At 60.3% G+C, this 12,980-nt stretch carries 10 protein-coding genes and 1 pseudogene; 3 read left to right on the top strand and 8 right to left on the bottom strand.

What is annotated here, in order from left to right; translation table 11 throughout:
* Positions 1 to 117 precede the first annotated feature (117 nt).
* Together QSK43_RS15800 and QSK43_RS15795 are read left to right on the top strand one after the other, a co-directional pair.
* Complete coding sequence (locus tag QSK43_RS15800) at positions 118 to 342, top strand: aa3-type cytochrome c oxidase subunit IV (protein WP_045017681.1); 225 nt, start codon at positions 118 to 120, stop codon at positions 340 to 342.
* Positions 343 to 421: 79 nt separating this feature from the next.
* Positions 422 to 955 (top strand): hypothetical protein, encoded by a 534-nt coding sequence (locus tag QSK43_RS15795; RefSeq protein ID WP_162484788.1) that lies wholly within the window; start codon positions 422 to 424, stop codon positions 953 to 955.
* A 58-nt stretch (positions 956 to 1,013) separates the two neighbouring features.
* Here QSK43_RS15795 and QSK43_RS15790 read toward each other — a convergent pair whose 3' ends face one another.
* Positions 1,014 to 2,267 carry an NAD(P)/FAD-dependent oxidoreductase gene (locus QSK43_RS15790; protein ID WP_332304225.1) on the bottom strand — a complete coding sequence of 418 codons (1,254 nt, stop codon included), beginning with the start codon at positions 2,265 to 2,267 and terminating at the stop codon, positions 1,014 to 1,016.
* Positions 2,268 to 2,590: 323 nt separating this feature from the next.
* On the opposite strand from QSK43_RS15790, the pseudogene QSK43_RS15785 reads away from it, so the two are divergent.
* A pseudogene (locus tag QSK43_RS15785) lies at positions 2,591 to 4,327 on the top strand (methyl-accepting chemotaxis protein).
* Between the two features lie 78 nt (positions 4,328 to 4,405).
* Here QSK43_RS15785 and QSK43_RS15780 read toward each other — a convergent pair.
* From QSK43_RS15780 to QSK43_RS15750, 7 genes are all read right to left on the bottom strand, one after another.
* A complete protein-coding gene (locus QSK43_RS15780; protein WP_332304224.1) occupies positions 4,406 to 5,716 on the bottom strand; it encodes an LLM class flavin-dependent oxidoreductase in 1,311 nt (436 codons plus the stop codon).
* A gap of 26 nt (positions 5,717 to 5,742) precedes the next feature.
* A complete protein-coding gene (locus QSK43_RS15775) occupies positions 5,743 to 7,089 on the bottom strand; it encodes an MmgE/PrpD family protein (RefSeq protein ID WP_332304223.1) in 1,347 nt (448 codons plus the stop codon).
* A 4-nt stretch (positions 7,090 to 7,093) separates the two neighbouring features.
* Positions 7,094 to 7,894: an amino acid ABC transporter ATP-binding protein gene (locus QSK43_RS15770; RefSeq protein ID WP_332304222.1), complete on the bottom strand. Its 801-nt coding sequence runs from the start codon at positions 7,892 to 7,894 to the stop codon at positions 7,094 to 7,096.
* A 12-nt stretch (positions 7,895 to 7,906) separates the two neighbouring features.
* Positions 7,907 to 8,689, bottom strand: coding sequence for an amino acid ABC transporter permease (locus QSK43_RS15765; RefSeq protein WP_045017693.1), 783 nt, complete (start codon positions 8,687 to 8,689; stop codon positions 7,907 to 7,909).
* On the bottom strand, positions 8,686 to 9,429 hold the full coding sequence (locus QSK43_RS15760; protein ID WP_332304221.1) for an amino acid ABC transporter permease: 744 nt from the start codon (positions 9,427 to 9,429) through the stop codon (positions 8,686 to 8,688). Before QSK43_RS15760 ends, QSK43_RS15765 begins: the two co-directional genes overlap by 4 nt.
* Before the next feature lie 188 nt (positions 9,430 to 9,617).
* Positions 9,618 to 10,457 (bottom strand): transporter substrate-binding domain-containing protein, encoded by an 840-nt coding sequence (locus QSK43_RS15755; protein WP_332304220.1) that lies wholly within the window; start codon positions 10,455 to 10,457, stop codon positions 9,618 to 9,620.
* Positions 10,458 to 10,690: 233 nt separating this feature from the next.
* On the bottom strand, positions 10,691 to 12,979 hold the full coding sequence (locus QSK43_RS15750) for an NADP-dependent malic enzyme (RefSeq protein WP_332304219.1): 2,289 nt from the start codon (positions 12,977 to 12,979) through the stop codon (positions 10,691 to 10,693).
* Between the last annotated feature and the right edge of the window lies 1 nt (position 12,980).

The raw sequence follows: 12,980 nt of genomic DNA, 5'->3' as shown, positions 1-12,980 counted from the left end.
TTTCTCCGACTTCATGTTACCTCTGGCTCCGGAGAATCCGTCATGGACCCGTGATCGTCGGCGAGCAAATCGTCTTGTGCGGCGGGTATGGCGGATGGAGATAAAGGGGAAGCGGAAATGAGCGAACACCATACGGGTCCAGTCGAAGTTGGCGCCGAGATGAACTACGCCGAGCACGAAAAGACCTATAACGCTTTTCTGGCCATGACGAAATACGGCACCATGTTGCTGTGCGTGCTGATGCTGGCGATGGTCGCCGGTTTCTTTACCTCGGTGGGTTTCCTTGGCGGTCTCATCGTGTTCCTCGTCCTCTCGGCCGCAGGCTTCATTCTTCTGCGCTGAATTCCGTTCACGAGCGTTTCCCGGCCGGAACATGGCGATGTTGGTCAGCCGGAAACGCCATGTTCGGAAGGGCCATGCAATGAAACGCCTGTTATCCTGTCTGTTTTTGCTGGCGGCGCTGTCATATCCCGCTTTGTCGCGCGATCTTTCGCCGTCTGAACAGGACAAACTGCATACGCAGATAGAGCGTTTCAGCGCGGCATTAAATGCGCAGGATTTCGAGACCGTAGGCCGGACGGTGCCGCCGAAAATCTTCGAGTTCATTGCACAGGATGCGGGTGTTTCTGTCGGGCAATTGCGCAGCGCTCTGACGACACAGATGCAAATGGCGCTCGCGGCAGTCAAGATCACCGAATTCACCATGGACACGCAGGCGATCAGCCTGGAGCAGACGTCTGACGGAACGCCCTATGCGCTCATTCCGACGAAAACGGTGATGGAAACCGGAGGCCAGACGATTGAAGCGAAGTCCCACACACTGGCGCTGATCGACGGTACGGGCTGGTATTTGCTGCGCGTGAGCGACCAGCAGCAGGTAACGATCCTGCGAAAGGTTTACCCGTCCTTTGCCGAGGTGGAGTTTCCGGAAGATTCCATGCAGCAGGTGAAATAGCCTGACGCTTCCGCCTGAACCGGAAACATTCTGGCTGATATCCAACCCGCCACCTGTCTCAGGAAAAGCGTCCCGGACGGAACGGATCGGCCGAAATCGCAGTCTCTTCGCCACTTGCCAGCTGCGTCACGAGGCGCGCGGTTGCTGCCGATTGCGTCAGCCCCAGATGGCCGTGGCCGAAGGCATAGATGACGGAAGTTGTGTTGCGGGCTGTGCCGATGACGGGAAGACAATCCGGCATCGAAGGACGGAACCCCATCCACTGCTGTCCGCCTTCCACCTTGAGGCCAGGCAGGAAACGTCCCGCCTTCTTCAGCATGGCTTCCGATCGTTTGAAATTCGGCTTCAGTTCCAGTCCGCCCAGTTCGACAGCGCCGCCGACGCGGATGCCCGAGGAAAGCGGGGTTACGACGAAACCGTGGTCGTTGAAATAAAGCTGGCGCGTCAGGTTGAAAGCGCCGGCGGGCAGGGTGGTGTTGTAGCCGCGCTCGGTTTCCAGCGGCACTATGTTGCCAAGCGTTGCGGCAAGTTTCTTCGACCACGCGCCGCAGGCGATCACCACCTTGTCGGCATCGATCTTGTCGCCGTTTTCCAGCGTCACGATCGTGCTTTCGCCGACGGCGTCGATGCGTTCGGCCTCGCCCTTGCGCAGGCTTCCACCACGGGAAATCACCAGATCGAAAATGGCGCGGGTGAAATCGTAGGGATCGGAGACCTGCAGGCCGTCCGGCGAGAATATGGCGTGACGAAATTGCGGTGCAAGACCCGGCTGTAACTCGTCTATCTCGTTGCGGCCAACGCGCTGGGAAGAGAAGCCTGCCTGCTCCTTTTCATCCCAGTCCTTGCGGGCGGCGTTGAGGCTTGCCTCGCTGTCGTAAAGATCGAGCGTGCCGATTTTCGAAACGAAGGGGACAAGCTCCGGCATGGCGGCGACATGCGCCATTTCCGTTGCCGCCAGCCGGTTGATTTCGCTGAGCGCCCTCAGCCCGTGGCGGAAGTTGCGCTCGGCGCTGGCGCGCCAGAAACGCCACAGCCAGGGCGCGATCTTCGGCGCATAGGCGGGCGGCACGCTGAGCGGGCCGAGCGGATCGAAAAGCCAGCGCGGCGCCTTTTTCATGATGCCGGGGGCGGGAATGGGAATGATTTCAGGAAAGGCAAGGATGCCGGCATTGCCGGAACTTGCGCCCCGGGCAACCTCGCCGCGCTCCAGAAGAACGACCTCACGCCCGGCATTTTGCAGGTAAAGCGCCGCCATGGAACCGACAATGCCGGTGCCGATCACCAGCACGTCGCATTTCAGGGTTTTGGTCATCGGCGCTCCTGCAACACAAATATTTCAAGCTCGCCATAACAATGAATGCCGTTCCGTTGAAAGCCCACATCGCTCCGCGACCGCAGAAATATCGGCACTGTGGCAAATAAGCGTTTCCGGTTCGAGGCAGGGCGGTGGGCCAAAGCGTGCGCCTGCAACGGTTTTGTCGACAAATCTGTAGCCGGATTGATAGTTATAGATCATCATTAATCGGTATTTAACGGTGTCCCGCTAGTTTTGCGCGAAAGCAGACCGCTCCGATTTCATCTCCTGGATATCAAGGGAGGAGGAGGTCCGCATATCGGTCATTGATGGGGGAACGCATGTCTAACTTTTTCAATCTCGGTTCGGACGCATCTGCGATCCTCGACGCCCTTGGCCGCTCACAGGCGATCATCGAGTTCGATCTGGCTGGTAAGATTCTGAAAGCGAACGACAATTTCTGCAAGGCGGTCGGTTATCAGCAATCTGACCTCATCGGACGCTCCCACAGCATGTTCCTGTCGCCTGAAGACGCGGCTTCGCCCGAATACAGGGCTTTCTGGGCAAAACTGTCGCGCGGCGAATACGATCAAGGGCAGTACCGGCGGCGTGCGAAAAGCGGTGACGATATCTGGATCGAAGCCTCTTACAATCCGGTTTTTCGTTTCGGCAAACCTTACAAGGTGGTCAAGATCGCAACCGATATCACCTCGATGAAGCGCAAGAGCGCCGAGGATGACGGCAAGCTGGTGGCGCTTTCCCGGGCGCAGGCGACGATCGAGTTTACGCCGGACGGAAAGATCCTCGGCGCCAACGAGAATTTCCTGACCGCGCTCGGTTACACGGCGGAAGAAATTATCGGCAAACATCATTCGATGTTCTGCGATCAGACCTATGTCCGGTCCCAGGAATATCGCTCCTTCTGGGAAGACCTTCGTTCGGGAAGTTTCTCCTCCGGGCAATTCATGCGGCTCGGCAAGGATGGCAAACGCGTCTTCATTCAGGCGTCCTACAATCCGATCCTCGATGACCGGGGCCGTGTCTTCAAGGTCGTAAAATTCGCTTTTGACGTCACCGACCGGATGCATGCGGTTGAGGAACTTGGTGCGGCACTCGAGCGGCTTTCACAATGCAATATCCGGCTGACGCTGGATAGGCCGTTCGTGGGCGAGTTCGAAACGCTGCGACGCGATTTCAACAAATCCATCGCGGAATTCCAGAAGACGCTGGAGAATGTTCTCGGCCAGACGGACGAGCTGAGCAGAAGCAGCCAGGAAGTCAGCGATGCCTCCATCAATCTCGCCGAGCGCTCGCGCGAGCAGGCAGTGGCGCTGGAAGAGACCTCGGCAGCGCTTGAAGAGATCACCTCCACGGTCCGTTCTTAGACCGAAAATACCAAAGAGACGCGCAAACTCGTTCAGAGCGCACGTACATCGACGGCGGCCTCGACGGAGGTTGTCGAGCGGACCGTCAACGCCATGCAGCGCATCGAGACGGCATCGCGGGAAATCAGCCAGATCATCGGCGTTATCGACGAGATCGCCTTCCAGACCAACCTTCTGGCGCTGAATGCCGGCGTGGAAGCAGCGCGCGCGGGCGAGGCGGGTAAGGGTTTTGCCGTGGTGGCGCAGGAAGTGCGCGAGCTTGCGCAGCGTTCCGCCAAAGCCGCAAAGGAAATCAAGACGCTCATCAACAAGTCCGGCGCGGAAGTTCTCGAAGGCGTCAGGCTGGTGGGTGAGACCGGCGAGGCACTGAAGCAGATCGACGGATTGGTCAGGCACATCGACGGCAATGTCGACATGATTGCCAAGGCCGCCGACGAGCAGGCCATCGGCATCAGCGAAATCAACAAGGCGGTTGGCCAGCTGGACCGGATGACGCAGGAGAATGCCGCCATGAGCGCCCGCACCACGGCAATCAGCACCACGCTGGCGCAGGGAGCCGATGTGCTCGCGCAACTGGTCAGCCTGTTCAAACTGAACCGCCGCACGGTTCAGCGCGAGGACGGATCGCCCGTCCGGTCAGATTTCTCGAATGCCGCTCGGCAGGGTCGGCAAGCAGACCGCGCCGCCGCCTGAAGGGGCGGGCTTGCGCCCGCTTCGGTTCTTCAACGAGGTTTGGTGATCCGAATGCGTCCGGTCAGCATCCGCATGCCATTACCCCCGCAATGCAGGTCGCTCGATGCCGAGATGGTCGCGCAGCGTCGAACCCTCGTAGTCCAGGCGGAACAGACCGCGTTCCTGCAAGAGCGGCACGACCTCGCGGGTGAATTCTTCCAGCCCGCCGGGGAAGAAGGGTGGCATGACGTTGAAGCCGTCGGCTGCGCCATTTTCGAACCATTGTTGCATGCGGTCGGCCACGTCTTTCGCCGTGCCCATGACGATATGATGGCCGCGTCCTGCTGCAACACGCAGCGCCAGTTCACGGATCGTCAGCTTTTCACGGCGCGCCAGTTCGGTCAGAAGTTCGGCGCGACTGCGCAACTGGTCGGAGATCGGCAGATCCGGCAGCGGGCCGTCGAGATCGTATTCGGCAAGGCTGTGGCCGATGCGCTCCTCAAGCAGCGGCATGGCGCTCTTGATATCGGTCCAGCGGTTCAGTTCCTTCAGCTTTTCGCCGGCCTCTTCGAAGCTCTTGCCGATAATCGGCATGAAACCCGGCATCACGGCGACGCCGGCCGGATCGCGGCCGAACTTCTCCACCCGCGCCTTGAGGCTGGTGTAGAAGGCCTGCGCTTCGGAAATCGCCTGCTGGGCGGTGAAGACGATATCGGCGGTGCGGGCGGCTAGATCCTGACCTGGCCCGGAGGAGCCGGCCTGAATGAGAATCGGGTGACCCTGCGGCGAGCGCGGAATATTGAGCGGCCCCTTGACCGTGAAATATTTGCCTTCGTGATCGAGAATATGGACCTTCTCAGGATCGACGTAACGGCCCGCCTGCTTGTCCTTGACGAAGGCGTCGTCGTCCCAGCTGTCCCAAAGGCCGCGCACCACGTTCACATATTCTTCCGCCACGGCATAACGCTCGTCATGCTCGGGATGGCTCTTGGAGAAGTTTGCCGCCGTGCGGGCGTAAGATGTGGTGACGATGTTCCATGCCGCGCGGCCATGGCTCAGATGATCGATGGAGGCGAAGGCACGGGCGGTGTGGTAAGGTTCACCGTAAGTTGTGGAGGCGGTGGCGGCCAGACCGATCTTGTCGGTCACCATGGCAAGTGCCGCAAGCAGGGTCAGCGGCTCGAAACGGGCGATCATCGAGGGATGGGCGTCGACGCCGCTGGTCAGGCCGTCGGCGAGAAACACCATGTCGAACTTCGCAGCTTCGGCCATTTTCGTGACGCGGGTCAAAAGGTCGAAATTCTCGCTGCCGGCTTCCGCCTCCGGATGACGCCAGCCGGAAACGTGGTGTCCTGCGCCCTGCAGGAAAAGGCCGAGATGCATCTGTCTTTTGCGGGTCGTCGTGGTCATGGGATCATGCCTTCATGTCGGTCGAGTTATATTTGTGTTGCCAGAAGCGTTTCGAGCTTCTTGAGATCGGCTGCGGTTTTCATGCTCCGCACCAGTGCCGGAATTCCAGCGAGTTTTTCATTGCCGCCGGTGGCATCGGCAAATTTTTCCGTGGGGTCATCGATGCCGGGCAGGCCGTCGATACGGCGCGAGAGTGCCGTGCCATCCTTCTTCGTCACGTCGATGACCACGAAACGGGTGGTCGGATCGGGCGAGAGACGGCGGGCAGTTTCGTCATGCCGGCGCGAGACTTTTGCCGAGAGTTCAAGCAGGTCGGTACGCGCCGGGCTTTCGTCGAAATGGCTAATGCCAAGCGCTCCATCGGCAAGTGCGGCGGCAAAGACATATTCGGCGCTGAAGCGCGCATCGATACCGGTGACGGGCGTAGCCGAGCCGACAAGGGCGGCATCGCCACCCGGCGGAAAGGTGATGACGACGGTTTCAATTTCATCCGGCGTCAGGTCATGCAGGTTGCGTAACGCAAGCGCGCCGACGGCGACGGGGTGGCTGGCGGTGCAGCAGGGAAAGGCTTTGAGGGTGAGGCCAGGCGAGACGATCTGCCAGGGCGAACCCCAGCCCGACAGGACCCGTTTCGGCTGTTCGGCACCGAAGGCGAAGGCGGAATAAAAGCCGATCGGGTTGTCCAGAAAATCCGGCGCGCCCTGAAAACCTGATCGTGCCAGCCGTGCGGCGGTAAGGCCGGCGCGTGTGGCAAGTCCGGCATGCAGTGGCTTCGCATCATAACCGAATTGCAGACGAAGCCCGGCCGATTGCGTGGCCGCGAGGCCAAGCGCCACGGCGGTGGTTTGCGGATTGAACTTCAGAAGGTGGGCGATGGCTGCCGCAGCGCCGATGGGGCCGAGGGTGGCGGTGGCGTGGAAGCCGTTTTCGTAATGTTTGGTCCCGAGCGACAGGCCAATCCGCGCCATGGTTTCCAACCCGACGATATAGGCGGCGATGAAGGCGTCCGCCGTCGAGCCTTCCTCGACCGCAACGGCCAGCAGAGCGGGGATGATAGCGACTGTTGGGTGGCCGCGTACGCTGCCGTGGACATCGTCATAGTCCAGCACATGCCCGGCATGGCCGTTGATGAGGGCGGCAGTAAAGACATCCGTGCGCAGATCGTGGCCGATAATGCCTGCCATGCCGGATGTGCCTGGCGTAAAGCTGTCGATCAGGACTGTCGTGCTTCTGTCTGAAGCGCCGCCCAGCACGCAGGCGAAAAAGTCTATCAGCGCCGTGCGGGCAATCGCTACCGCCTCTTCGTCGCGGAGCGGATCGGAGGCGGCGATGGCCTCGGCCAGATGAAGCGTGAGCTTTTGGTCGGCGGTCATGGCATCAGATCCCTTCGCCGTCAGCAACCCGTGCCACCTGTCCTCCGAGACCTTTGACAAAGGCGTTGATGCGTGGATTGGTCGATTTGTAGAAGATGTGCTCCGGCGTTCCCTGATCGACGATCAGGCCGTTTTCGGTGAAGACGATATTATCACTGATTTCCTCGGCAAAACGCATTTCGTGGGTGACGAGAATGCTGGTCATGCCGTCATTGACGAGATCGCGGATGACGGCGAGCACTTCACCGACGGTTTCCGGGTCGAGCGCGGAAGTGACTTCGTCGAACAGCACCAGTTCCGGCCGCATGGCGAGTGCGCGGGCAATGGCCACGCGTTGCTGCTGGCCGCCGGAAAGCTGGCCGGGATAGGCGTCTACCTTCTGCGACAGACGCACTTTTTCCAGCAATTCGCGGGCATGACGTTCGGCCTCCGCCTTTGGCGTGCCGAGGATTTTGATGGGCGCGATGGTGATGTTTTCCATGACAGTCAGATGCGGGAAGAGGTTGAACTGCTGAAAGACGATGCCGATGCGCTTGCGCAACGTTATGCGCTCGGCCTCGGTTTTCAGCTGATCGACACGGGTGCCGCCGACGGTGATCTTGCCCGATTGCGGAATGAGCAGGCCGTTGATGCAGCGCAGGATCGTGGATTTGCCGGAGCCGGAAGGGCCGATGATGGAAACGGCGTCGCCCTTGTTGACCGTAAGATCGATGCCTTTCAGGACCTGATTGTCACCGAAGGACAGGTGCACGCCTTCCAGTTCAACCAGAGCATTAGCGGCGGTTTGCGGTGCGGATGCGGACATGGTGTATTCCAATCAGCGGGAGGCGAAGCGCCGCTCGAGGCGCTGCGTGAAACGGGACACAGGATAGCAGAACAGGAAGAACGCCATCAGGACGGTGAGATAAACCACGACGGTGAAATCGTTGCGCTGCACGGCGGTGCTGGCATCAGTTGCCGCATGTAGAAGCTCATGCACGCCGACCAGCGAGGCGAGCGCCGTGCCCATGGTAATCGAGGAGTAAAGGTTCATCCACGGCGGCAGCGAGCGTTTCACGCATTGCGGCAGGATGATCCAGCGCAGCGTCTGGTTGCGCGAAAAGCCGAGGCCCTGCGCCGCTTCCCATTGCGCTGTCGGAATGGACTGGATCGCGCCACGAGTGATTTCGGCGATGTGGGCGCTTGCCGGAATGGCGAGGCCGACGACCGCCTTGATCCAGTCAGGGAAGGGAATGTAGTTGCCGAAAGCGACGATCTCGAAGGGGAAGATGTAGGTCGCGGCGAAAATCAGCACTAGATGCGGGGCGTTGCGGAAGATTTGCACATAGGTGAGCGCCGGCGCGCGCACGAGGCGATAGGGCGCAAGCTCCATGACGCCAAGCACAACGCCGATGATGGTGCCGATGGCGATCGCCAGAATGCTGATCAGCACATTCATCGCGAAACCTTTGCCGAGATAGGGCAGCCATTCCAGCAACACCTGGCCGAGCGAAGGGTCGAGAACCAGCCACAGCACGACGGCGACCAGTACGCCGCACAGAAGAATAGTGCCGAAAGGCAGCTTCTTCGCCGCCTGTGTTGGAGAGACCACCGCGCTCATTGACCGAACCCCGGAACCGCAAGTCGCCGTTCGAGCCACAGACCCGCCCTTGCGACAATGAAATTGATGATGCTGAAGAAAATGAGGATCACCAGCATCAGTTCAACCACATTGTCGCGCTGCGTCCAGATGAGGATCGAGGCATAGGTGATTTCACCGACTGCAATCGCCGAGCCGACGGTGGTGAGCTTCACCAGATTGATGAGATTGTTGATGATGGAGGGCAGCGCGGTGCGGATTGCCAGCGGAAACTCCACATAGCGCAAGATATCGAAGGAGCTGAAGCCGATTGAGCGCGCCGCCTCGATGGTGGTGGCTGGCACCGCCTCGATGCCGCCGCGCAGCGCCTCCGCATGGAAAGCGGCAACGTGCAGGCCGGTGATGGCGACGACCCAGAAGAACGGGGTGAGCGGATTGTTCTGCGCGCCGCCAAGTGCGTTGGAAATCAGCATGTTGAGCACGAGGAAACCGCACATCAGCTGCACCAGCGTCGGCGTGTTGCGGGTCAGTTCCACATAGGCGCGCACGGGTCCGGCGAGCCAGACCTTGCCTGAAGTGAGCATGGCCGCGAAAATGAAGCCGAAGATGAGGCTGAGCGGCAGGGTGACGGCCACGAGGATCAGCGTCATCTTCATGCCGTCGAGCCAGATCTGAACCTCGTAGCCGCTGTTCAGAAAGTCATAGTTGAGGCCGATATGCGCGGCCAGTTCTATGAAGCGCGCTATAAATGCATCCTGCATCGGAAATCCATGCTGTTGTCGCGGTGCCGCCCGACAGGCGGCGCCAGAATGACCTGCCTTGTTATAAAGCAGAAAAGAACGGCGGGTGAAACCGGCCGTTCTTGATGATTAGGTAAACCGCTCCGCGTTCGCATCGTCATCTCCCGCCGCCCTTGCTGCTAGGAGGAGAAAACCCGGAACCTGTCTTTTTACTGCGCAGCGGAAAGCTTCGCCTTCTGCTCTTCCATATAACCGATGCTCGGCAGGCGGTTGGCCTTGGCGAATTCGATCATCTTGCCGGAGGCGTGCAATTCCTTGACGACCTTGTCGAGCGCGGCCTGGGTGTCGGCCTCGCCCTTGCGCAGCCAGATGACGGAGTCAGAAGGGATAAGATCGGTCGGGATGAGGATGCCGTAATCCTTCCACTCGTCGGCACGGTCCTGAAGCATCAGGCTCAGCGTGCCGTTGACGTGCACGGAGACGTCGCAATTGCCGCCCTTCAGCGCCAGCAGCGATTCCGGCTGGCTCGGCAGCGCCTTTACCTGCGCGCCATATTGCTCGATCAGCGGCTGGGTGTAGTTGGAGCCCTGCGAAACGCAGGCGATCTTGCCCTTCAGGTCCGACCAGTCCTTGATGCCCGAATCCTTGCGGCCGATAGCAGCGCCGCCCTGACGGTCATAGGGGGTGGGCACGTAACCGAGCGTTTTGGCGCGCTCTTCCGTGTATTGCATGTTGGCGATCAGGATATCGACCTTGCCCTGCTGCAGGAATTGCACGCGGTTGGGCGGGGTCACGGTTTCGGTGACCAGTTCGACACCCAGACCGGCTGCCAGCGCCTTGGCGACGTCGATGTTGAGACCCTTCTGCTCCTGCGTCTTCGGATCGATGAAGCCGAAAGGCGCGCCGGACAGGATGACGCCAACGGTGAGCTTGCCACGACCCTTGATACGGTCGAGCGTCGCATCCGCGTGAGCGGCGGTGGCCATCGAAGCGACGACGACGGTTCCTGCGATGAGTTTTGCGGCAAATCTGGAGAAGGAGAGGGCCATTGGTATTTCCTTTTTATTGTAGATGGAAACTACATGACGCGCCCGCCGAGAGCGAGAATTGGCTTTGCGCCAAAAATCTCATAAATAAAATCGTGTTCCAATAAGTTCTCTAATGAGAAAAAATAACCTAAGAATTTAAAATCGTAGAATCTTGTTCTTTAAGAAGCGAGCTGGCGCAGTTTTCGCCTTCTCCCCGCCGGGGAGAAGAAATGCGCCGCAATGTCCAGCCCGTCTCACCGACCGGCATTATAGGCCGCGATCGCCGCCATGTTGACGATATCGCTGTCCTTGGCGCCCATCGAGGTGATCTGTACCGACTTGTCGAGGCCGACGAGAAGCGGGCCGATGACGGTTGCGCCGCCCAGTTCCTGCAACATCTTGGTGGAGATGGAGGCGGAATGGATGGCGGGCATGACCAGCACGTTGGCCGCACCGGAAAGGCGGGCGAAGGGATACTGGCTCTGCATGCGTTGATGGTTGAGCGCGACATCGGCCGACATTTCGCCGTCGACCTCGAAATTGACGTTGCGCTTGTCGAGGATCTTCACCGCTTCGCGGACCTTGTCGGAGCGCTCGCCGGTCGGCTGGCCGAAGGTGGAGTAGGCGAGCATGGCCACGCGCGGTTCGTAACCGAAACGGCGGGCGAGACCGGCTGCCTCTTCGGCAATATCGGCCAGGTCTTCAGCGGACGGCATGTCGTGCACGGCTGTGTCGGCCACGAAGACGGTGCGGTTGCGCGACACGACCAGCGAAACGCCGATGACGCGGTGGCCAGGCTTGGTGTTGATGCAGCGGCGGATATCCTCCAGCGCCGTGGAATAGTTGCGGGTAACGCCGGTGACCACGGCATCCGCGTCGCCCATCGCCACCATGCAGGCGGCGAAGTGGTTGCGGTCGTTGTGGACCAGGCGTTGCACATCGCGCAGCAGGAAGCCGCCGCGCTGCAATCGCGCATAGAGATAATCGACATAGGCATCGACGCGGCTGGAGAGGCGGGCATTGGTGATCTCGATATTCGCACGGTCGAGATCGATGCCGGCGCGCTCCGCATTGGCCTTGATGATGTCGTCGCGGCCGAGCAGGATGGCGGTACCAAGCCCTTGCGCGGTAAACGAAATCGCCGCGCGCATAACCTGTTCTTCTTCCGCCTCGGCAAAGACAACCCGCTTGGGCGACTGGCGCACCCGCTCGTAAAGGCGCTGCGTTGTCGAAGCCATGGGGTCGCGTCGGGCGGAAAGCTCGCGGGCATAGGCGTCGAGATCGGGCAACTCGCGGCGGGCGACGCCGGTTTCGATGGCGGCCCGGGCAACGGCCACCGGAATGGCCGAGATCAGGCGCGGGTCGAACGGAACCGGAATGATATATTGCGATCCGAAGCGCGGACGGTTGCCCTGATAGGCGGCGGCCACGTCATCCGGCACATCCTCGCGGGCAAGGTCGGCCAGCGCCTGTGCGGCGGCAATCTTCATCGCATCGTTGATCTGGCTGGCGCGGACATCGAGCGCGCCGCGGAAGATGTAGGGGAAGCCCAGAACATTGTTGACCTGGTTCGGATAATCCGAACGCCCGGTCGCCATGATGGCGTCATCACGGATGCGGGCGACTTCTTCGGGGGTGATTTCCGGGTCCGGGTTGGCCATCGCAAAAATGATCGGCTTCGGTGCCATCGAGCGGATCATCTCTTCGCTGAAGGCGCCTTTCTGGGACAGGCCGAACACCACGTCCGCCCCCTTCATGGCTTCCACCAGCGTGCGGTTATCGGTCTTCACCGCATGCGCGGATTTCCACTGGTTCATGCCCTCGGTGCGGCCCTGATAGATAACGCCCTTGGTGTCGCAAAGCGTGATGTTTTCAGGGTTGAAACCCATGGCCTTGATGAGGTCCATGCAGGCGATGGCGGCGGCGCCCGCACCGTTGCAGACGAGCTTCGTCGTCTTGAAGTCGCGGCCGGTCAGCTCGATGGCGTTGATGAGGCCGGCGGCGGCGATGATGGCGGTGCCGTGCTGGTCGTCATGGAAGACGGGAATGTCCATCAACTCGCGCAGGCGGCTTTCGATGATGAAACATTCGGGCGCCTTGATGTCTTCCAGATTGATGCCGCCAAAGGAGGGGCCGAGGTAACGCACGCAATTGATGAATTCGTCGGCGTCTTCTGTGTCCACTTCAAGGTCGATGGAGTCGACATCGGCGAAGCGCTTGAACAGAACCGACTTGCCCTCCATGACCGGCTTGGAGGCGAGCGCGCCGAGATTGCCGAGACCGAGGATCGCCGTGCCATTGGAGATGACCGCCACCATGTTGCCGCGCGTCGTATAGTCGTAAGCGGTGGCCGGATTTTCGGCGATCGCTTTCACCGGCACAGCCACACCCGGCGAATAGGCGAGCGACAGATCCCGCTGCGTCGCCATCGGCTTGGTCGGGGTGATTTCCAGTTTCCCCGGTCTGCCTTGCGAGTGGAAATCCAGTGCTTCCTGATCCGTAACCGATGTTCTGGGGCTGGCGGTTTTCGTGGTGTCGGACATG

Source organism: Rhizobium sp. GR12 (assembly GCF_036596185.1).
GTDB classification, from domain to species: domain Bacteria; phylum Pseudomonadota; class Alphaproteobacteria; order Rhizobiales; family Rhizobiaceae; genus Agrobacterium; species Agrobacterium nepotum.
The sequence above is the reverse complement of the archived record's forward strand: the minus strand, read 5'-3'. Positions and strand labels throughout refer to the sequence as shown.